This window comes from Nonomuraea sp. SYSU D8015, assembly GCF_008065375.1.
Lineage (GTDB): Bacteria > Actinomycetota > Actinomycetes > Streptosporangiales > Streptosporangiaceae > Nonomuraea.
The window spans coordinates 359480-379452 of the sequence record NZ_VJYI01000008.1 but is presented as its reverse complement, the minus strand read 5'-3'; the positions used below and the strand labels follow the sequence as shown (position 1 = coordinate 379452).

At 70.8% G+C, this 19973-nt stretch carries 17 protein-coding genes and 1 pseudogene; 12 read left to right on the top strand and 6 right to left on the bottom strand.

The genetic code is table 11. The features are described 5' to 3' along the window. Window positions 1–27 precede the first annotated feature (27 nt). Together rsmA and ID574_RS31875 are read left to right on the top strand one after the other, a co-directional pair. A complete protein-coding gene (gene rsmA, locus ID574_RS31880; protein ID WP_188192753.1) occupies window positions 28–867 on the top strand; it encodes a 16S rRNA (adenine(1518)-N(6)/adenine(1519)-N(6))-dimethyltransferase RsmA in 840 nt (279 codons plus the stop codon). A gap of 151 nt (window positions 868–1018) precedes the next feature. Further along, window positions 1019–1537 carry an NlpC/P60 family protein gene (locus tag ID574_RS31875; RefSeq protein WP_188192674.1) on the top strand — a complete coding sequence of 173 codons (519 nt, stop codon included), beginning with the start codon at window positions 1019–1021 and terminating at the stop codon, window positions 1535–1537. Window positions 1538–1540: 3 nt separating this feature from the next. Here ID574_RS31875 and ID574_RS31870 read toward each other — a convergent pair whose 3' ends face one another. Further along, a complete protein-coding gene (locus ID574_RS31870) occupies window positions 1541–2587 on the bottom strand; it encodes an arginase family protein (protein ID WP_188192673.1) in 1047 nt (348 codons plus the stop codon). Between the two features lie 242 nt (window positions 2588–2829). On the opposite strand from ID574_RS31870, the gene ID574_RS31865 reads away from it, so the two are divergent. After that, the gene (locus ID574_RS31865) at window positions 2830–3753 is read left to right on the top strand and encodes a 4-(cytidine 5'-diphospho)-2-C-methyl-D-erythritol kinase (protein WP_188192672.1); all 924 of its coding nucleotides are present in this window, start codon (window positions 2830–2832) and stop codon (window positions 3751–3753) included. Window positions 3754–4170: 417 nt separating this feature from the next. Next, the gene (locus ID574_RS31860; RefSeq protein WP_188192671.1) at window positions 4171–6006 is read left to right on the top strand and encodes an ABC-F family ATP-binding cassette domain-containing protein; all 1836 of its coding nucleotides are present in this window, start codon (window positions 4171–4173) and stop codon (window positions 6004–6006) included. 563 nt (window positions 6007–6569) lie between these two features. On the opposite strand, the gene ID574_RS31855 is transcribed toward ID574_RS31860, so the two are convergent. Continuing rightward, the gene (locus ID574_RS31855) at window positions 6570–7076 is read right to left on the bottom strand and encodes a MarR family winged helix-turn-helix transcriptional regulator (RefSeq protein ID WP_188192670.1); all 507 of its coding nucleotides are present in this window, start codon (window positions 7074–7076) and stop codon (window positions 6570–6572) included. Window positions 7077–7145: 69 nt separating this feature from the next. Here ID574_RS31855 and ID574_RS31850 point away from each other — a divergent pair, with 69 nt between their 5' ends. The 4 genes from ID574_RS31850 to ID574_RS31835 are packed head-to-tail and all read left to right on the top strand — an operon-like array spanning window position 7146 to window position 10948. Beyond that, entirely contained in the window at window positions 7146–7904 is a 759-nt protein-coding gene (locus tag ID574_RS31850) for a trans-aconitate 2-methyltransferase (RefSeq protein WP_188192669.1), read from the top strand. Further along, window positions 7901–8248 carry a VOC family protein gene (locus ID574_RS31845; protein ID WP_188192668.1) on the top strand — a complete coding sequence of 116 codons (348 nt, stop codon included), beginning with the start codon at window positions 7901–7903 and terminating at the stop codon, window positions 8246–8248. The genes ID574_RS31850 and ID574_RS31845 overlap by 4 nt, the downstream gene beginning before the upstream one ends. Window positions 8249–8300: 52 nt before the next feature. Beyond that, entirely contained in the window at window positions 8301–9776 is a 1476-nt protein-coding gene (locus ID574_RS31840; RefSeq protein ID WP_188192667.1) for a CYTH and CHAD domain-containing protein, read from the top strand. Next, complete coding sequence (locus ID574_RS31835; RefSeq protein WP_188192666.1) at window positions 9773–10948, top strand: cytochrome P450; 1176 nt, start codon at window positions 9773–9775, stop codon at window positions 10946–10948. The genes ID574_RS31840 and ID574_RS31835 overlap by 4 nt, the downstream gene beginning before the upstream one ends. Here ID574_RS31835 and ID574_RS31830 read toward each other — a convergent pair whose 3' ends face one another. The 4 genes from ID574_RS31830 to ID574_RS31815 form a co-directional block, all read right to left on the bottom strand. After that, window positions 10949–12103 carry a substrate-binding domain-containing protein gene (locus tag ID574_RS31830; RefSeq protein ID WP_223167265.1) on the bottom strand — a complete coding sequence of 385 codons (1155 nt, stop codon included), beginning with the start codon at window positions 12101–12103 and terminating at the stop codon, window positions 10949–10951. Between the two features lie 148 nt (window positions 12104–12251). Continuing rightward, the gene (locus ID574_RS31825) at window positions 12252–13397 is read right to left on the bottom strand and encodes an ABC transporter permease (RefSeq protein WP_188192665.1); all 1146 of its coding nucleotides are present in this window, start codon (window positions 13395–13397) and stop codon (window positions 12252–12254) included. Further along, complete coding sequence (locus tag ID574_RS31820; protein ID WP_223167264.1) at window positions 13397–14941, bottom strand: sugar ABC transporter ATP-binding protein; 1545 nt, start codon at window positions 14939–14941, stop codon at window positions 13397–13399. The genes ID574_RS31825 and ID574_RS31820 overlap by 1 nt, the downstream gene beginning before the upstream one ends. 173 nt (window positions 14942–15114) lie before the next feature. After that, window positions 15115–15906 carry an IclR family transcriptional regulator gene (locus tag ID574_RS31815; RefSeq protein WP_223167263.1) on the bottom strand — a complete coding sequence of 264 codons (792 nt, stop codon included), beginning with the start codon at window positions 15904–15906 and terminating at the stop codon, window positions 15115–15117. Between the two features lie 171 nt (window positions 15907–16077). Between ID574_RS31815 and ID574_RS31810 the strand changes: the two genes are divergently transcribed. The 4 genes and pseudogenes from ID574_RS31810 to gnd form a co-directional block, all read left to right on the top strand. Next, window positions 16078–17043: a cyclase family protein gene (locus tag ID574_RS31810; protein ID WP_188192662.1), complete on the top strand. Its 966-nt coding sequence runs from the start codon at window positions 16078–16080 to the stop codon at window positions 17041–17043. Continuing rightward, window positions 17040–18098 (top strand): NAD(P)-dependent oxidoreductase, encoded by a 1059-nt coding sequence (locus ID574_RS31805; protein WP_188192661.1) that lies wholly within the window; start codon window positions 17040–17042, stop codon window positions 18096–18098. The genes ID574_RS31810 and ID574_RS31805 overlap by 4 nt, the downstream gene beginning before the upstream one ends. Next, window positions 18095–18976, top strand: coding sequence for an NAD(P)-dependent oxidoreductase (locus tag ID574_RS31800; protein WP_188192660.1), 882 nt, complete (start codon window positions 18095–18097; stop codon window positions 18974–18976). The genes ID574_RS31805 and ID574_RS31800 overlap by 4 nt, the downstream gene beginning before the upstream one ends. 14 nt (window positions 18977–18990) lie before the next feature. After that, window positions 18991–19803, top strand: a pseudogene (gene gnd, locus ID574_RS31795) (phosphogluconate dehydrogenase (NAD(+)-dependent, decarboxylating)); the annotation flags it as partial. Window positions 19804–19973: the final 170 nt, after the last annotated feature.

Genomic DNA, 19973 nt, shown 5'->3' with positions numbered 1-19973 from the left:
TCTTCGATGCGAGAGACTGATTGGATGATGAGGCTGTTGGGCCCTGCAGAAATACGTATTTTGGCGGAGAAGCTAGATCTTCGTCCGACAAAAAAGCTTGGCCAGAACTTCGTGATCGACGCGGGGACCGTCCGGCGCATCGTCCGCGTGGCCGATCTGTCGGAGAACGACGTGGTCATCGAGGTGGGGCCGGGGCTCGGCTCGCTCACCCTGGCCCTCCTGCCGTCGGCCGCGCACGTGGTGGCCGTCGAGATCGATCCGGTGCTCGCCGCCCAACTGCCCCTCACCGTCGCCGAGCGCGGCCCGTCCGACAAACTCACGGTCGTCAACGCCGACGCCATGAAGGTGACCTCTGACGACCTGTTGGGCTTCACTCCCTCGGCCCTCGTCGCCAACCTGCCGTACAACGTTGCCGTCCCCGTGGTGCTCCACCTCCTGGAGGTCCTCCCGTCCCTCCGCAAGGGCCTGGTCATGGTGCAGTCCGAGGTGGCCGACCGCCTCGCGGCCGGTCCAGGCTCGAAGGTGTACGGGGTACCGTCGGTCAAGGCCGCGTGGTACGCGGACGTACGCCGGGCCGGCGCGGTGGGCCGTACCGTCTTCTGGCCCGTCCCCAACGTCGACTCGGGCCTCGTCTCCCTCACCCGCCGCGAACCACCGGCCACGGCGGCCTCGCGCGAGGAGGTCTTCGCCGCGGTCGACGCCGCCTTCGCCCAGCGCCGCAAGACGCTGCGCGCGGCCCTGGCGTCGTGGGCGGGCAGCCCGGCCGAGGCGGAGAGCATCCTGCGGGCGGCCGGTGTCGACCCCTCGACCCGAGGCGAGCAACTCGACATCACGGCCTTCGCCCGCATAGCCGAACTGAAACCCTGACGCTGGGGCCGGAAGCCGCGGAGAGCCGGCGGAACTGTGGACAAGCCCTCGTCGTCCACAGAATCGCATTCGGCCCCGCGCCACCCCGCCTCGCCACACGATCCTGGCCTCCCACCATCCATCCGTACGGCTGGACCCAGGGAGGTCAACGATGATCCGCAGTTTCCTCCTCGCCGTCACCGGCGGGCTGTTCATGACCTTCGCCACATTCCCCACCACGGCCCAGGCCCTGTCCGTGAAGAAGGCCAAGGAGAAGCTGGCCCGGGGCGAGATCGCCGCCGCGGCGGCCCTCAGCCAGTTGGGCGTCTCCTTCTCCTGGGGCGGCGGCTCCCCGAAGGGCCCCACCTTCGGCATCGGCAGAGGAGCCGGCACGAAGGGCTTCGACTGCAGCGGCCTGACCCTCTACGCCTGGTCCAGAGCCGGCGTGACCCTCGCCCACTACACAGGCACCCAGTTCCGCCAGGGCCGCCGGATCCCTCCGAGCGCCCGCCGCGCAGGCGACCTCCTCTTCTTCGGCGGCGGCCGAGGCGATCCCACCCATGTGGGCCTCTACCTCGGAGGAGGACTGATGATCCACGCCCCGAAGACCGGCGACGTGGTCAAGAAGACCAACTTCCTCAACTCGCCCTACTACCGCGCCGTCTACCGGGGCACTGTCCGCCCGGGCTGACCCTCACCGGCGCGCGCAGACCGCCACCAGCCCGGAGACCAACCCCGACAGCAACTCCTGATCCTCATCCCGAGAGGGCTCGTACTCCATGAGCCCGAGCCCGACCACCTCGAACCGCTCGGCGACGGCGGCGACGGACGACAGGAGCCGCTCAGGATGCAACCCACCAGGCGACGGACATCCCACACTCCGGAAGATCTCCGGATCGAGCACATCGAAGTCGACATGCACATAGACAACGGGGTCACGCCCATCCGACCCACGGCCGTCCCTTTCGCCGTCCGACGCGCCGCCGTCCGACGCGCCGCCGTCCGACGCGCCGCTGTCTGGCGCGCCTGCCGCCGTGCGGCCGTCCGCTTCGCCGCCTGCCGCCGTGCGGTTGTCCGCCTCACTGCCTGCCGACGCACGGCCTTCCGGCTCGCCGCCCGCCGACGCACGGCCTTCCGGCTCGCCGCCCGCCGATGCGACGGCCGCCACGAGAGCCGCCGGGTCCTCCTCCACACCCCATCGCCGGATCCCCGCGGCCGCCACGAAGTCCGCCTCCGCGGGATCCAGATCCCGCACTCCCGCCAGCACGATCCGCCCGGGGTCCAAACACGCGTCCGGCACCAGCCCCTGCGGTCCTTCTCCGGTCAGCGCACGCAGCACCATCCCGTGGTAGGCCCCGGAGGGCGAGGAATCCGGCGTGTTCACGTCCCCATGGGCGTCGAACCAGACCACGACCAGCCGATCCCCGTACGCAAGCCTCGCCGCCGCAACAGGTTCGAGTTCGACACCACAGTCCCCGCCGACGGTGACCATCAGCCCGCCGCGAGCCCCGGCGGCGGCTGCGTGGGCAATCGCCGTGCGCACCCTGGTAGCGGTGGCGACGAGGCTGTCGTCATCGACGTCGACCCGCACTCGACGATCCGCCTTCACCATGGCGCCGAGCAGCCGGGCCCCCTCACGGAGCCGCTCAGCCGTACGCGACCCGGACCCCCGCCACTGTGCCACCTCAACAACCGACACCCCTGACAACACGCCCACCCTTCCCGAACTCGCCTTCAGCATGACCAGATCAGCATGCCCAGCCACATACGCACAAAGCTCCACTACGTCACTCAACGGAACCAGATCGGGGTCGCTCCTCGTTACCGAGAGGAAAAAGGCAAATGACCACGAACTTGACTCTGTGTGTCGGAGAAGTAGTCACTCCCCAGGCCATATTTCGAGAACCGCATGTCAGGGCTGCGTGCCCCGATAACATCGAGTGTCCTCCGACCCCGGCAAGCGATGAGAGTGGCAGAAGATCGATGAGTTCGGTGACCGTACGTGTGCCCGCGAAGGTCAACGTGCAGCTTTCTGTCGGCCCGCTCAGGGAAGATGGCTACCACGACCTGGTCAACGTCTTCCACGCCGTATCGATCTTCGATGAGGTGGTGGCGAAGGAGTCCGAGTCGATCACTGTGTCGGTGACCGGGAAATGGTCCGACCAGGTGCCGGTCGACGACAGCAACCTCGCGATCCGGGCCGCCCGGGCGCTCGCCAAGCACGCGGGACGCACCTATGGCGCCGACCTGATCATCCAGAAGGACATTCCCGTGGCGGGCGGAATGGCGGGCGGCAGCGCCGACGCCGCAGGCGCTCTCGTGGCCTGCAACGAGCTCTGGGGTCTCGGGCTGCCGTTCGACGACCTGATGGAGATCGCCGGAGACCTGGGCAGCGACGTGCCGTTCTCCCTGCTCGGTGGCACCGCCGTCGGCACCGGCCGTGGGGAGCAGCTGACCGAGCTCCCGACCGGCGGCACGTTCCACTGGGTGTTCGCGCTGGCCGACGGCGGTTTGTCCACGGCCAGCGTGTACGCCGAGTGCGACCGGCTCCGCAAGGCCTCGGGGGCCGAGGTGCCCTGGCCACAGCTGAACGACTCCCTGGTGGAGGCGCTGGGCACCGGCGACGCCTACGCCCTGGGCGCTCACCTGAGCAACGACCTCCAGCCGGCGGCCCTCAACCTCCGGCCCGAGCTCGCCCCGACCCTCGAAGCCGGTCGTCAGCACGGAGCCCTGGGCGCGATCGTCTCCGGCTCGGGCCCCACCTGCGCTTTTCTCGCCATCGACGCCCTCCACGCCCGCGACCTGGCCCTCAGCCTGACCACCACGGGCGCCGCCCACACCGCGGTAGCGGCCCATGGCCCCGTCAACGGCCCGGTCCACGGCACCGCCGTCCCCAGAAGACACTGAGCACTCGCGCCTGCCCACTCCTGGAGCGGCCGCGCAGCGACGCACCCTTGGCTGCTCGCCGACCGGCTGCTCCCGACCGGCTGCTCCCGACCGGCTGCTCGCCGACTGGCTGGCCGCCGACGCGGTTGCGGTGTTCGAGCGGACCGGAATGCCGCGCCGCACCCCGAACACGATCACCGACGTCCGGGTGCGGGCGCGGCACCGTCTGAAACGGGAGGGGACTGCGGTGGGGCCTGGAATACGGGGACGGGCCCCGGTGGGCTCCGGAGGAGCGGTCTGCGGTGGGGCACGGGCCACGAGAGCTGGCGCGGCACGACGCCGGGGCTGCGGCGGGTCCGGATCGTGGGAGCAGCGGGCTGCGGCGGGGCCCGGACCAAAGCAGGGAATGGTCCTCGCTGCGGCTACCCTTGGAACGTCATGAATCTGGTCAACCTTGAGTCGGTTTCCCATGCCTACGGGCCCAGGCCGCTCCTCAGCGACGTGTCGCTCGGCGTCGAGGCAGGAGATCGCATCGGCGTCGTCGGGCGCAACGGAGGCGGCAAGACGACCCTGATGTCGGTCATCGCCGGAGCCGTACGCCCGGACAGCGGACGTGTGACGCACAATCGCGGGCTGCGCGTCGCGTTCCTCTCCCAGCAGGACTCGCTCGATCCGGCCGCCACTGTGCGGGAGACCGTCCTGGGCGGGATGGCGGAGCACGAGTGGGCGGGCGACCAGCGCGTTCGCGAGATCCTGACGAACCTGATCGGCGACCTCGACCTCGATGCCAAGACCGCCGACCTCTCGGGAGGCGAGCGCAGGCGCACGGCGCTGGCGCAGCTGCTCATCGACGACCACGACCTGATCATGCTGGACGAGCCCACGAACCACCTCGACATCGAGGCCATCGCCTGGCTCGCCGCCCACCTGACCACCAGGAAGAGCGCGCTGCTGGTCGTGACGCACGACCGGTGGTTCCTCGACGCCGTGTCCACCCGCACATGGGAGGTCGTGGACGGGCGCGTCGAGCGGTACGAAGGTGGCTACGCCGCCTACGTCCTGGCCAAGGCGGAGCGGGCGCGGATCGCTCAGGCCGCCGAGGAGCGCCGGCAAAACCTCATGCGCAAGGAGATCGCCTGGTTGCGGCGCGGCCCGCCCGCCCGTACGTCCAAGCCGAAGTTCCGCATCGAAGCGGCTCAAGCGCTGATCGCGAACGAGCCGCCGCCACGTGAGACCGTCGAGCTGATGAAGTTCGCCGCGGCCCGGCTCGGCAAGACCGTTTATGACCTGGAGGACGTCACCCTCCACGCCGGCGGCCCAGGCAGTGGGCCGCTGGTGCTCGATCGCTGCACGTGGCAGTTCGGGCCCGGCGACCGCGTCGGGTTGATCGGCGTCAACGGGTCGGGCAAGTCGTCCGTGCTGCGGCTGCTCGCCGACTCGATCAAGCCGGATTCCGGCCGGGTGGTCAGGGGCAAGACGGTACGTCTGGCGCACCTGTCGCAGGAGCTGACCGAGCTCGACCCGACGCGGCGGGTGCTGGAGTCGGTGGAGGAGGTACGCAAGTACCTCCAGCTCGGCAAGAGGGAGTGGTCCGCCTCCCAGCTGCTCGAACGCCTGGGCTTCCGAGGCGAAGCGCAGTGGAAGGTCGTCGGTGACCTGTCCGGTGGTGAGCGGCGGCGGCTGCAGCTGCTCAGGCTCCTCATGGACGACCCGAACGTCCTGCTGCTCGACGAGCCCACCAACGACCTCGACATCGAGACGCTCAACGAGCTGGAAGACCTGTTGGACGGCTGGCCCGGCACGCTGATCCTGGTGAGCCACGACCGGTATTTCCTGGAGCGCGTGACCGATCGCTGCGTGGCGCTGCTGGGGAACGGCAAGTTGTCGCTGTTGCCCGGCGGGGTGGACGAATACCTCGAACGGCGCGCGGCCGGCACCGCCCTGACCGCCCGCGTGGCGACCGCGGCGTCGGCTCCCGCAGCCCGAACGACGACGGGAACGATCACCGAAGGCCCGGTCGCGGGGGCGTCCGGCGGCACGAAGACGGAGCTGTCGGCCAAGGAGGAACGCGAACTTCGCAAGGAGCTCAACCGCCTGGAACGCCAGCTCGACAAGCTGACCGACCAGGAGGCCCGGCTCCACGCCGCCATGGCGGAAGCGGCCAGCGACTACGCCAAGCTGGGATCGCTGGACGCCGAACTCCGCGAGATCACGGCCCAGAAGGACACGATCGAAGCGGAGTGGCTGGAAGTCGCCGACCGCCTCGGCGACTGACCCATCCGTCCGCCCACGTGCCGCTGGCGAGGCCGGCGTTCCGTCCCCGCCCACGCGCCGCTGGCGAGGCCGGCCGCCCCGGCCGTACCTCGAACCGGCGCTCCGGGGCCGTGGGATCGCACTGCTCCGGCGCGTCGGACACGGTCGCTTCGGGTGCTCGGTGCCATGGGGTTCGGTGCCATGGTGCTCGGCCAGCGCAGTGCCGGGTGTCCGCCGCAGTGTCGCGTGTCAGCGGCCGTGCCGCCTGTCCGCAGCAGTGTCGACTGTCCGCCGCAGTACTGGCAACGGTGCATTCTCCGCGGGCGCGCGCCGTACCACGTGCCCACTGCCGTCGGACATGGAGCCGATTCAGTCGCCAGGGGGGCCGCCGGATGGCCGAGCGCGTGCGCTCGCTACCGTGAGGAAGGAAGAAAGGCGGATCCCTTTCTCGTGACGCTCGGCGGAGGGGGACGAGCGTTCACGCGGACAGGGGAAGGGATTCGCCGCGACGTGGCCCTCCCGCAAAGAGAGCGGCGCTCCCGCAGCGAGAGTGCTCCCAGAGGCGAGAGTGCTCCCAGGGAGAGTTACGTGGGGGAGTCGAACGGGGCGAGGAGGGTGCGGAGGAGGGAGGCCAGGGCACGCTGATCGTCGAGACCCAGCCCGGACAACAGCTCACGCTCGCGCCGCAGCAGGTCGGCGAAGGCCGCGTCGACCCTGGCCAGCCCTGTGTCGGTCAGCGACACCAACACCCCGCGCCGATCCTCGGGATCGGGCCGCCGGCGCACGAGCCCGGCGGCGGCGAGGCGGTCGATGCGGTTGGTCATGGTGCCCGAGGTGACCAGCGTGGCGCGGAGCAGCGCCCCCGGGCTGAGCTCGTACGGCTTCCCGGCCCGCCGCAGCGCGGTGAGCACGTCGAACTCCCAGTGCTCCAGACCGTGCTCGGCGAACGCGGCCCGCCGGGCCCGGTCGAGATGCTTGGCGAGTCGTGACACTCTAGAGAGCACCTGGAGCGGCTCGACGTCGAGGTCGGGGCGTTCCGCTCGCCAAGCCGCGACGAGGCGGTCGACCTCGTCCCTAGCATCCTCCGTCATGACACAGAAGTGTACTGTCTTGACATCGAGATATCTCTCTCGATATCAATTATCTTTATGTCAAGAGATATGTGGGACCCAGTCACCTACGCCGTCTACGCGGACGAGCGGTCGCGGCCGTTCCTCGAACTGATCTCCAGGGTGGGGGCGGTCAACCCCGATTATGTCGTCGACGCCGGTTGCGGCAGCGGCGAACTCACCGTTGAGCTGGCCAATCGCTGGCCCGACGCGACGATCGAGGGCTTTGACTCCTCGCCCGCGATGATCAGCAAGGCCCGTCGGCTGGAGACGTCCGTCAGGTTCGCGGTCGCCGACGTGGCCACCTGGCGCCCGGACCGGCCGGTGGACGTGATCGTCTCCAACGCCGTCCTCCAGTGGGTGCCCTCGCACCGCGACGTGCTAGAGCACTGGATGGAAGAGCTGGCCTCGGGCGGCTGGCTGGCCTTCCAGGTGCCGGGAAACTTCGAGGCGCCCAGCCACGTGGTGATCCGCGAGCTGTGTGCCTCACGTGCCTGGTCCGACAAGCTCAGCGACTTCGCCAGGGGCAACCCGGTCGGCGACGCCCTCGAATACGTCGACCTGCTCCACCAGGGCGGCGCCCAGGTGGACGCCTGGGAGACGACGTACGTGCACCTGCTCCAGGGCGAGACCCCGGTGCTGGACTGGGTCTCCGGCACCGCACTGCGCCCGATCCTCGACCGGCTCGACCCGGACGAGCAGCGGCGGTTCAAGGCCGACCTGGTCGAGCTGCTGGCGGAGGCCTATCCGGCGAGGAGCTACGGCACGCCCTTCCCGTTCAGGAGGATCTTCGTGGTGGCACAGAAATGATCAAGGCGTTACATCACGTCCAGCTCTCCGCGCCGAAGGGCAGCGAGCCGCTCCTGCGGGACTTCTACGCGGGCGTCCTCGGCCTGCGGGAGGTGCCCAAGCCGGCGGCGTTGGCGCAGCGTGGCGGCGCGTGGTTCCGAGGCGAGGGCGTGGAGATCCACCTCGGCATCGAGGAGGATTTCAGGCCGGCGCGCAAGGCCCATCCGGCCTTCCTGGTGGACGACCTCGACGCGTACGCCGCCCGCCTGCCCGGCGCGGTGCCCGACGACCTCCTGCCGGGCTTTCGGCGCATCTATGTCTCGGATCCGGTCGGCAACAGGATCGAGCTTCTGCAGGTCGTGTGATGTTCACCTTGTAGTGGCATCATGGTCCGAAATCGGACACCTGTGAGGCGTAGTGGGTATCGAGATAGAGGACAAGTTCGACGTTTCCTCCGAGTACGCGATTCCGGATCTGAGCCGCCTGGCGGAGGTCGTGGGTCCCAAGAGCTACCAGCTCGTGGCCCTCTACTATGACACGTCTGACCTGCGGCTTGCCGCCCGAGGCGTCACGCTCAGGCGCCGGCGCGGTGGCGCGGATCCCGGCTGGCACCTGAAACTGCCCAAGGCCAAGGGCGTACGGCAGGAGATCACGCATCCGCTCACCCGCAGCACCAAGATCGTGCCTCCCGAACTGGCCGAACTCGTCCGCGCCTACACCCGCGGCGCCGACCTCCAGGTGGTCGCCGAGCTGGACACCCGCAGGAGCGTGACGCACCTCCTGGACGGCGAGACCATGGTGATCGAGATCGCCGACGACCGCGTCAAAGGCACCGACCACCGGGACGGCAATGTCGTGCGGTGGCGCGAGGTCGAGGCGGAGCTGCTCGACGACAGCGGGCAGGCGCTGCTCGCCAAGGTCGGCAAGCGGCTCAGGAAGGCGGGCGCCACGCCCTCCGACGCCGGCAGCAAGCTGGCCAAACTCCTCGAACCCGCCCCGCCGGCCAGGGCCCGCACGGTTCCGGGCTCGGCCGGCGAGGTCGTCGTCGACTACCTGGCGAGCCAGGTGAACGCCCTCCTCTCGCAGGACCCGCGGGTGCGCCGGGCCGAGGACGACGCCGTGCACCAGATGCGCGTGGCGTGCCGCCGGCTGCGCAGCGCGATGAAGGCGTTCAAGACCGTGGTCATGGACACCCAGGAGCTCCAGGAGGAGCTGCAGTGGCTCGGCACCGTGCTCGGCGAGGCCCGCGACCTCGAGGTGATCAGGGCCAGGTTCGGCAAGCTGCTGGCCGGTGTGGCGCCCGAGCTGATCCTCGGCCCCATCCAGGCCCGCCTAGGATCCGACCTGCACGAACGCGAGCAGGAGGCGTACGTCCGTATCAAGGAGGCCCTGAGCGGCGACCGCTACTACGCCCTGCTCAACGCCCTGGACGACCTCGTCGCCGAGCCGAAACTGGGCAAGGCCGCGGCCAAGCCCGCCCAGGAGCAGCTCCGGACCATCGCGGCGGCGAACTGGGGAAGAGTGACCAAGACGTACGACCACGCCCAGGCCATCGAGGACCTCGAGCGCCGTGAGATCGCCATGCACGACGTGCGCAAGGCGGCCAAACGCGCCCGCTACACCGCCGAAGCGCTCACACCGGCCCTCGGCAAAGACATGGCCCGACTGGCTAAGCTGGCGGAGGACATCCAGGAAGTACTGGGGACGCACCAGGACGGCGTGGTCGCGCAGGAAACGCTGGCAAAGGAGGCGGAACGCGCACGTCACGCAGGCGAGGACACGTTCACGTACGGGCTCCTCGTCGGGATAGAACGCAACACCGCAGAACGGGCTCACGCCGACTTCCCCAGGGTATGGGCGGAAACTGTCAAAGCAGTGGGGAAGCTTCTATGAGCGCACTTCCGGTCATTCCCTTCCAACGCAGCGACCTGTTAGAGGTGCCCCCGGAATACCGGGAGCTCCGGATCAAGGAGGGCATCGCCAGGGTACGCACCCGGAGGGGCGACGAGTTCTGGCTGGTCAGCGGATACGAGGACGCCCGCAAGCTGTTCAACGACGCCCGGCTCGGACGCTCACACCCGGAGCCCGAGAAGGCCGCGCGGCTGTCGGGCTCGGCCCTGCTCGGCGGCCCTCAAGGCGACATCGCCACCGAGAAGGCCGAGCACGACCGCATGCGCAAGCTGTTCATGCCGTCGTTCTCGGCCCGCCGCATGAAGGCGCTCACCGAGCACGTGGGCTCCCTGGTCGACGAGCGGCTCGACCACCTCGCCAAGCTGACGCCGCCGGCCGACCTGCACGCCGAGCTGTCCTTCCCGCTGCCTGTGCTGGTCATCTGCCAGCTGCTCGGCGTGCCGTTCGAGGACAGGGCCTACTTCGGCGGCGTGTCGGAGCGCATGGGCGACATGCTCGACCCGAACAAGAGCCAGGCCGCCCGCGAGGAGCTCAGCGCGTACATGGCCGGCCTGATCGAGCGCAAGCGGCAGGAGCCGGGCGAGGACGTGCTGTCGGACCTGGCGGGCGAGCTGGACGACGACGGCAAGATCGCGGATCTGGCCGGCACGCTGCTGTTCGCCGGCCACGAGACCACGGTCAACCGCATCGACTACGGCGTGCTGCTCCTGCTGGCCAACCCGGACCAGCTCGGCCTGCTCAAGGCCGATCCGGGGCTGGCCCCCGGTGCGGTCGAGGAGATCCTGCGCATGACCGTGACCAGCCTGCACGGCCTGCCCAGGTACGCCCACGAGGACATCGAGATCGGCGGCCGGACCATCCGGAGGGGCGAGGGCGTCGTGCTCCTGCCGGGCGCGGCCAACCGGGACGAGCGGGTCTATCCGGATCCGGATGCGTTCGACATCCGCCGTCCGCAAACCGATCCGCACCTGAGCTTCGGCTACGGCCCGCGCTTCTGCATCGGCGCCAGCCTGGCCAGGGTCGAGCTGATCGCCGTGTTCAGCAGGCTCTTCCAGCGCTTTCCCACGCTGCGGCTGGCCGTGCCGGCCTCGCAGCTGCGGCGCAGTGAGGGGAGGATCGCCGACGGGTTCGCCGAGCTCCCGGTCATCTGGTGATTACTTGCCCCAGATCTTCCGGTACGCCTCGCGGTAGTCCTTCGGATCCCAGGAGGAGCCGCCGCCGCTGTTGGCTGCCGTGGTGATGTGGACGGGGGCGACGACGCCGCTGGCGGGCTCGCCGGCGAAGGCGCGGTTGAACTCGTCGATGATCTGCCATCCCTGTGCGGACAGGGGTTCCGGCACCGTGGCGGCCTGGAACGCCTTGCTGTTGATGCGCTGGAAGGCGGACGGGTCGCCGTCGCCCGCGCCGATGTTGTACGGAGTGCCCTCGCCCTTCCTGCCCGCGGCGCGGAGGGCGGGGGCGGCGTCGGCGAAGTACAGGTCGTTGATGGCCACGGAGTGAGTCCACTTGTCGCCGAAGCGGGACAGCAGGGCGGAGACCTCCTGCGGGGTGCGGGTGCTGGCGTCGGGAATGGGGATGTTCGACTCCGAGAGGAGCTCGACGCCGGAGCAGGTCGCGAGCTCCTTCTTGATCAGGTCTGACTTCCCCTTGGCGAAGGGGATGGAGGCGTCGGTGAAGACGACCACGCCGGCCCGGCCGTTGGACTGGCTGATGATCCAGTCCGCGCTGATCTTCGCGACGTCCTCGACCTTCGTGGTGATGTTGGTGAAGAGCTTGGGGTCCTCGCTCGGCCCCGGCTGGGCGACGGCGTGCCAGCCGATGAGGGGGATGCCCGCCGCCTCGGCCTGGGCCAGCTGCTGGGCGGTCGACTTGGGGTCGAAGCCGGACAGGACGATGCCGGCCGGTTTGACGGCGACGGCCTGACTGAGCGCCGCCTGGATGCCCGCCGGGGTGCCCTGCCCGTCGATGATCCGCACCTGCCAGCCGATGGCCTGCGCGGCCTCCTTGACGCCTTCGGCCGTGCCTGAGACGCCGGGGTTCGTCATGCTCTGGGCGACGTAGACGATGCTCTTGCCGGCGACCGCCTTCGGGCCGTCGGCCGGGCCGTTCCAGGGGGCGTTCACGTCCTCGGCCTGCTGGACCGCCGTCTTCGCGGCCGCCAGGACGTCGGGGCAGCCGGCCTGCGACGAAGCGGCGGCCGCGGTGGTGGCGGCGGTCTCCGACCCACGGGTGCAACCGGTGACAGAAGCGGCGGCCACGGCCAGAACGGCCAGGGCGCGCAGGGTTTCCTTGCGGGTGAAGTGTGGCACGGGAGCTCCTTGACGGCATGCGGGACAGGCGGGGGTCTGGAGGGTGTGGGTTGGCTGGGGGCGCGGGCGGCTGGAAGGGGCGGGGCACTGAGGGCTCCGGTCGCCTGTGGGGGGTGGACTGCCTGGGGGACCGGCTCAGCGGTGCAGGCTAGGAGACGTGCCGGTGCTCTTCGGGCGCTGGTCCGGCTGACGGTGACGGCGATCCCGGTGACGGCGATCCCGGCGAGGGCGATCCCGGCGCGTGGTCCGCGCCGTCGGGCAGCGGCCGGCGGGTGGCGGTGGCACCCGCGCGCAGCCTGCGGCGGGCGGAGACGCCGGCCAGCCCGACCGCGAGCAGCAGGGTGCTGCCGTTGAACAGCGGCGTCGCCCAGAAAGCGGCGCCGAGCTGCCCGATGCCCGCCAGACCGATGGCCAGGATGGCGACGGCGACCACGGTGCCGGCGGCGTTGGCGCGGCCTGGCTTGATCGCGGTGGAGCCCAGCAGAGCCCCCACGAACGCGGGGAGCAGGTAGTCCATGCCGACACTGGGATTGCCGATCTGCTGCTGCGCCGCGAGCAGGACGCCGGCGAAGCCGACCACCGCCCCCGACCCGGCGAAGGCGTAGATGCCGTAGCGGCGGGTGGGGATGCCGACCAGCTCGGCGGCGCGCGCGTTGGAGCCGATGACGTACAGGTAGCGGCCGAGCGGCAGCCGCTCGAGCAGCAGCCAGAGCGCGGCGGCGAGGGCGAGGACGTAGAAGGCGGGCACGGGGAGACCGAGGAGCTTGGAGTCGTACAGGTCCGTGAAGGCCGGAGGCAGGCCCTGCGGGCCCGGGACGATCCTGGCGCCGTCGGTGCTCCAGAGGGTGAGGGCGTACAGGACGCTGCCGGTGCCGAGGGTGGCGATGAAGGAGTCGATCTGGGCGAACTCCACGAGCACGCCGTTGAGCACGCCGACGATCGCACCGCCGAGGATGACGGTGGCGCAGACCAGCGGCCAGGACCATCCCTCGCCGACGATGAGCTGCATCGCCATGACATGGGCGAGCCCCAGGCCGTAGCCGATCGACAGGTCGAACTTGCCGATGACGATGGGGATCATCGCGCCCAGCGCGAGGATGGCCGGAATCGACTGGTTGGACAGGATCGACGAGGCGTTGGCCAGGGTCGGGAAGGTGTCCGGCAGGGCCAGGGAGAAGCCGGCGAACAGCAGCACGGCCAGGACGAGCAGGCCGTACGTGCCGATCAGGTGGCCGCGCAGCAGGCCGGCCGCGGAGCGCTCGGTGCTGGGGGAGGCGGCGGTGCGGGTCGCCATCACTCGCCCGCCGTCCCGGTGGTCAAGGCCGGTCCCGTCAAGGCGGGCATGGCGGAGGCGGCGTGGGTGAGATCGGTGACGGTGAGGTCGTCGCCGCTCAGTTCGGCGGTCACGGTCCCGCGTACGAACACCAGGGCGCGGTGGCACACGTTGGCTATCTCCTCGAAGTCGGTGGAAATGAGCAGGACGGCGAGTCCTTCTGCGAGTGCGCCGTCGAGCAGGCGGTAGATCTCGGCCTTGGCGCCGACGTCCACGCCGGCGGTCGGTTCTTCGAGGATCACCACGCGCCTGCTGATGCGCAGCCAGCGCCCGATCATGACCTTCTGCTGGTTGCCGCCCGACAGGGTGGCGATCGGCGCCTCGGAGTCGGCGGGCCGGACGCCGAACCGCTCGACCAGGGACGCCGCCTCGGCGCGCTCGCGCCGGGGGCCGATCCAGCGCAGTAGGGATCGGCCCCCGATGCGGGGGTTGGCCAGGAAGTTCTCGCGGACGGTCAGTTCGAGCGCGCAGCCTTCCTCGTGGCGGTTGCTGGTGACGAATCCGATGCCCGCGTCGACGGCGGCGGCGACCGACCCGGGTCGGTACGGCCTGCCGTCGAGCAGCGCCTGACCGCCCAGAATCGGCCGGGCTCCGGCGAGGGCCCGGCCGAGCTCCATGTGACCCGCGCCGGTGAGGCCGACCATGCCGAGGACCTCGCCGGCACGCAGCTCCAGGTCCACCGGCCCCGCGCCCTGTGTGGTGACGCCGGAGAGGGAGAGCACGGTGGAACCCGGGGTGCGAGCGCCGGAGGGCCGGTGGTTGTCCGGCTCGTGTCCCACGATGTCGTGGACGAGCCGGTCGGGACGGTGGTCGGCGAGGAGTCCCTGGCTGATGAGGCGGCCGTCGCGCAGCACCGCGAAGCGGTCGGCCACCTGGTAGACCTCGTCGAGCCGGTGGCTGACGTAGACGATGCCGTGGCCGCGGTCGCGCAGCGTGTTCAGGACGTCGAACAGCCGCGCGCAGTCCGCGGCGGGCAGGCTGGCCGTGGGCTCGTCGAGGACGATGAGTCCGGCCCGGGTGGACAGCGCGCGGGCGATGGCGACGAGAGAGCGTTCGGCACGGGTGAGATCGGCGACAGGCGTGTCCGGGTGGAGGTGACCGGCGACGATCTGGAGGGCCTCGGCGCAGCGCTCGCGGACCTGCCGCCAGGAGACGAGCCCGGCGCTGCGCGGGTAGCCGGTGCCCAGGGCTATGTTCTCGGCCACCGTCATCCACTCGACCAGGCCGAGGTCCTGGTGGATGAAGGACATCTCGGCGGAGGCGGCGCCGGTGCCGAGGGGGTGTCCCGCCACGGTGACCCGGCCCTCGTCGGCACGGTAGACACCGGCGAGGATCTTGTTGAGCGTCGACTTCCCGGCGCCGTTGTGGCCCAGGAGCGCGAGGACGCTGCTCCTGTGGATGTCGAGGTCGAGATCGGCCAGCGCGAGGGTGCCGCCGAACCGCTTGCGCAGGCCCCGGATGGTCACCAGCGGACCGGATGCCGCGTCGTCGGTAGCGTCATGCACGGACTTCTCCGGAGGGGTCTTCGGCCGATGACCGTTCCACCGGCACGAACAGAATCCTGTACATCGACCAGTATATTGGTCAATAGCTGAGGCGGTATTTGTTGCCGCAAAGTTAAGGCGGCCGTACGGAGTCATCTCCGTACGGCCGCCTCGAGAGGTCGGTGGGGCGCCGCTCAGCCGCCCATGGTGGCCCCCTTGGGCAGCAGCGGGTTCTCCATGCCCGCCGCGATCTCGCGCAGGTCGTCGAGCAGCGCCTCGCGGAACTCCTCGTCGAGCCGGGCCTTGAGCACGGTGACGCTGATCGCGAACGGCGCGGAGTCCGTGCGGAACCCGCTGACGGGCACCGCCAGGCACACGATGCCCGCGGTGGTCTCCTCGTCGTCGATCGCGTAGCCGCGCCCGCGGGTCGCCTCCAGGTCGGCCAGCAGGGCGGGCACGGAGGTGATCGACCGCTCGCTCAGCCGGACCAGGGGGCGCGTGCGGAGGCGGTCCTCGGCCACCGCCGGGTCCAGGGTCGACAGGATGGCCTTCCCGGTCGCCGTGCAGTTGGCGGGGAAGCGGTCGCCGATGTTGGCCGTCAGCCGCAGCGGCTGTGTGCCGTCATATCGGCCCAGATAGAGCACGTCCATGCCGTCCAGCACGGCGACCCTGGCGGTCTCCCTGGAGATGTGCTTGCTGCGCCGGCACAGCTCGTAGAAGTCGCGCAGCTGGTCGACCGTGGCGAGGTAGCGACCGCCGAGCTCGACCAGCTTGCGTCCGAGGCTGAAGCCCTGGCCGTTGCGCGCGATCATGCCCGCCGTCTCCAGGGTGGCGCACAGGTTCGCCGTCGAGGATTTCGGCAGGCCGAGAGCGCGGGCTATCTCGCTGACCGACAGCGGGCGCCCCTCTGCTTCGCCGAGCGTGTCGAGGATGGCCACGGCCCGCGTGACCGCGGGGACCAGGCTTCCCGGATCGCTTGCGCTCACCAACAACTCCACCCATCATTCTGTTCATCGTTCAGCATATTGGTATTGTCCGTCCTGCGTCCCTGAACGACAACGCCATCGCACCCGCTTTGTCGTCGAGACCTTCCGACCGTAGCGCCGACGCGGGCCCGCCGACCCCACCCCTCCGAGCCTTGGAGCGCTGAGCACCAGATGACCAGTAGCCCGGAAGCCTCCCCGCCACCACCCGCCACCCCCGACAACGGGCCCCGTCTCTCCCGCCAGGAGTTCGACGAGCTCTTCGCAGCCGTACGCACCTGGGGCCGATGGACCGCCGCCGACCGCGGCGCCTGGAACCGGGTCACCCCGGAGCACGTCAAGCGCGCCGCCGCACTCGTCCGCACCGGTGTCACCGTTCCGATGGCGCTGCCGTGGAACACCGTGCCCGGCCCGGACAACGGCAAGCCCGCCCTGCACTACATGTCCGACCTCGGCGACGTGGAGGCCCCCGAGCCCGCCACGCACAAGGACTTCATCGCCGTCGACTACCACGGCAAGGGCGTCAGCCACCTCGACGCCCTCTCCCACATCGCCTACCGCGGACAGCTCTACGACGGCCGCACCGCCCGCGAGGTCGTCGACGCCGGGGGAGCGCGTTTCGGCGCGGTCGCAGCGCTTGGGCCGCTCGTCACCAAAGGCGTTCTCCTCGACCTGCCCGCCGTCCTCGGGAGCGACTGGCTGGAACCCGGGCAGGCCGTGCACGCCGAAGACGTCCTCGCCGCGGAGAAGGCGCTCGGCGTGACCATCGGCGAAGGCGACGCGGTGCTGCTGCGCTCGGGCCACTTCCGCCGCCGCACGGAGCTCGGCGCCTGGAACCCCGACGCTGCCAGCGCAGGTTTCCACGTGGACGCGATACCACTGCTGGCCGAACGCGGGATCGCCCTGCTCGGCGCCGACGGCGACAGCGACGTGCGCCCGTCCCCGGTCGAGGGGCTGCATTCGCCCGTGCACGCGCTGGCCATCACCGCCATGGGTGTGCCGCTGCTGGACAACCTGGATCTGGAGCCGCTCTCGGCCGCCTGCGCCGACGCCGGCCGCTACGCGTTCATGCTCACCGTGGCGCCGCTGAACATCCCCGGCGGGACGGGGTCGCCCGTGAACCCGATAGCGGTCCTGTGACGGCCGGTCCGCGGATCACCGTGGGCGTCAGCCGGGACTTCCTGGACGACCACGGCCGCAACGTGTGGGGAGACATCCGGCTCGGCGAGTTGGACGCCGCCGGCATCGCCTGGCGTTACCTGCCGCGTGACACCGGCGAACTCCTCGCGGCGGACGTGGCCGGCCTGGACGCCGTGCTGTTCGCCGCGCCCGCCGTCACCGAGCGCACATTCGCGGGACTCGACCGCCCTCCGCTGCTGTTCGCCCGCTTCGGCGTCGGCTACGACGCGGTCGACCTCGACGTCTGCACCCGTCACGACGCCCTGGTGACGATCACGCCGGACGGCGCGCGCCGCCCGGTGGCCACGGCCGCCCTCACCCTCCTGCTGGCCGCCCTGCACAATCTCACCGCCAAGGACCGGCTGGTACGGCAGGGGCGCTGGGCCGAGAAGGACCGGTGGATGGGCCGCGGGCTCACCGGCCGCCGCATCGGCCTGATCGGCCTCGGCAACACCGCCGGTGACCTGGTGGGGCTGCTGAACCCGTTCGACGTCGAGGTCATCGCGGCCGACCCGTACTGCCCGCCGGAGACCGCCCGCCGGCTCGGCGTCCGCCTCGTGGACGTCGACACGGTGATGGCGGAAGCCGACGCCGTGATCGTCATGTGCGTGCTGACCGACGAGACCCGCCACCTGATCGACGCGCGGCGGCTGGCCCTGATGCGGCCCACGGCCGTGCTGCTGAACGTCGCCCGCGGTCCCATCGTCGACGAGGCCGCGCTCATCGACGCGCTGCGGTCGGGCCGCATCCGCGGCGCCGGCCTGGACGTGTTCGAGACCGAACCGCCCGACCCCGGCAACGCCCTGCTGCGCATGGACAACGTCGTCCTCAGCCCGCACGCGCTGGCCTGGACCGACGAGATGTCGGCAGGCAACGGCGGCAGCGCCGTCCAGGCCGTGCTCGACGTCGCGGGCGGTCGCCTGCCGCGGTTCGTGGTCAATCGCGAGGTGGTCGACCGGCCGGCCCTCGCCGACCGGCTCGGCGCGCTGGCGGCCAGGGCGGAGGGCCGCTCATGACGCCCGTGCGGGAGACCGTCGGTTTCGTCGGGCTCGGCGCCATGGGCCTGCCGATGGCGGCGAATCTCGCCAGGAACGGATGCGACGTCCTGGCCTGGAACCGCGCCCGCCCGCCGCTGGAGGCCGCCGCGTCGGCCGGCTGCCGCACCGCCGCCCGCCCGGCGCAGGTGAGCGCCGCCGCGCCGGTGGTCATCACCATGCTGCCCGACCTGCCCCAGGTGGCCGAGGTGCTGGACGGCCCGGACGGGCTGCTCTCCGGAAGCCCGGTCATGGACACCCTGCTCGTGATGGGCACCGTCTCCCCGAGTGGTGTGCGTGCTCTGGCCGAGCGGCTGCGCCCGTACGGCGTCACGGTCATCGACGCTCCCGTCAGCGGCGGGGTGACCGGCGCCCGCGACGCCACGTTATCGATCATGGCGGGCGGGCCGGTGGACGCCGTCGCGCGCGTCCGCCCGTACCTGGAGACCATGGGCTCGACCGTGCGCCGCATGGGCGACATCGGCGCCGGCTCCCTCGCCAAGGCGTGCAACCAGCTCGTCGTCGCGGGAACCCTGGTCGCCCTGGCCGAAGCCGTGCTCCTCGCCGAACGCGGCGGGCTCGACCCGGCGGAGCTGCTCGACGTGCTGGCCGGGGGCCTCGCCTCCTCGGAAGTGCTCACCCAGAAACGCCACAACCTGTCCACCGGGGACTTCACGCCCTCCGGCCAGGCCCGCTACCTCCGCAAGGACCTGGGCTTCGTCCTGGAGAGCGCCGCCGGTGCGCGGACCGCGCTGCCGCTCTCCACGGCCGTCGCCCGGCTGTACGAGGCGATCGACGCCGAAGGGCTCGGCCACCTCGACAACAGCGTCGTCCTGGACATTCTCCGCAACTCTCCCTAAAAGGATTGAGATCAATGCAGGTAGGAATCGTCGGCCTCGGTCGCATGGGCGGCAACATGGCCGCTCGCTGGCGGGCCTCGGGCCACGAGGTGGTCGGCTACAGCCGTACCTCTCCCGACCGTGACGTGGCCTCCCTGGAGGAGCTGGCGGGCAAGCTCGCCGCGCCCAGGGCGGTGTGGCTGATGCTGCCCGCGGGGGAGCCGACCCGCGAGGCCCTGCGGCAGCTGGCGGGCCTGCTGTCAGCAGGCGATGTGATCGTAGAAGGGGGCAACTCGCGCTTCAGCGACGACGCCGAGCACGCCCGCATGCTGGCCGGGCACGGCATCGGATACGTCGACTGCGGTGTCAGCGGCGGCATCTGGGGACGGGAGAACGGCTACGCCGTCATGTGCGGTGGCGCGGACGAGCACGTGCGGAAGGTGTGGCCGCTGCTGGAGTCGCTCGCGCCCGATGCGGACGGGCTGTGCCACGCCGGGCCCGTCGGCGCCGGTCACTACGCCAAGATGGTGCACAACGGCATCGAGTACGGCATGATGCAGGCGCTCGCCGAGGGCTACGAGCTGCTGGAGGCCAGCGAATACGTCCCCGACGTCCCCAAGCTGCTGGCCTCCTGGCGGCACGGCACGGTCGTGCGCTCCTGGCTGCTCGACCTGCTGGTCCGCGCCCTGGACGACGACCCGCGCCTGTCCCGCCTGTCCGGCCGGGTGGACGACTCCGGCGAGGGCCGCTGGACGGTGGAGGAGGCCGTACGCCTGGCGGTGCCCGCGCCCGCGATGACCGCCGCGCTCTACGCCCGCTTCGCCTCGCGGGAGCCGGACGCCGCCGCGGCCGGCGGAGGGCCCCACCCGGCCCCACCCGGCCCGTGCCCGGGTGCCACGATGGCGGTGCTCGGACAGGGAGGCACGGGGATGAGTGGACGAGGCGGACGGCGGCTGGCACTGCTCGTGGCCGGGGCGTTCTTCATGGAGAACCTGGACGCCACGATCATCTCGACGGC

Bases quoted from the DNA above. Each gene is read 5' to 3' on its own strand.
- rsmA (WP_188192753.1), top strand. From the start codon at position 28: ATGAGGCTGTTGGGCCCTGCAGAAATACGTATTTTGGCGGAGAAGCTA.
- ID574_RS31875 (WP_188192674.1), top strand. From the start codon at position 1,019: ATGATCCGCAGTTTCCTCCTCGCCGTCACCGGCGGGCTGTTCATGACC.
- ID574_RS31870 (WP_188192673.1), bottom strand. From the start codon at position 2,587: ATGCTGAAGGCGAGTTCGGGAAGGGTGGGCGTGTTGTCAGGGGTGTCG.
- ID574_RS31865 (WP_188192672.1), top strand. From the start codon at position 2,830: ATGAGTTCGGTGACCGTACGTGTGCCCGCGAAGGTCAACGTGCAGCTT.
- ID574_RS31860 (WP_188192671.1), top strand. From the start codon at position 4,171: ATGAATCTGGTCAACCTTGAGTCGGTTTCCCATGCCTACGGGCCCAGG.
- ID574_RS31855 (WP_188192670.1), bottom strand. From the start codon at position 7,076: ATGACGGAGGATGCTAGGGACGAGGTCGACCGCCTCGTCGCGGCTTGG.
- ID574_RS31850 (WP_188192669.1), top strand. From the start codon at position 7,146: ATGTGGGACCCAGTCACCTACGCCGTCTACGCGGACGAGCGGTCGCGG.
- ID574_RS31845 (WP_188192668.1), top strand. From the start codon at position 7,901: ATGATCAAGGCGTTACATCACGTCCAGCTCTCCGCGCCGAAGGGCAGC.
- ID574_RS31835 (WP_188192666.1), top strand. From the start codon at position 9,773: ATGAGCGCACTTCCGGTCATTCCCTTCCAACGCAGCGACCTGTTAGAG.
- ID574_RS31825 (WP_188192665.1), bottom strand. From the start codon at position 13,397: ATGGCGACCCGCACCGCCGCCTCCCCCAGCACCGAGCGCTCCGCGGCC.
- ID574_RS31810 (WP_188192662.1), top strand. From the start codon at position 16,078: ATGACCAGTAGCCCGGAAGCCTCCCCGCCACCACCCGCCACCCCCGAC.
- ID574_RS31800 (WP_188192660.1), top strand. From the start codon at position 18,095: ATGACGCCCGTGCGGGAGACCGTCGGTTTCGTCGGGCTCGGCGCCATG.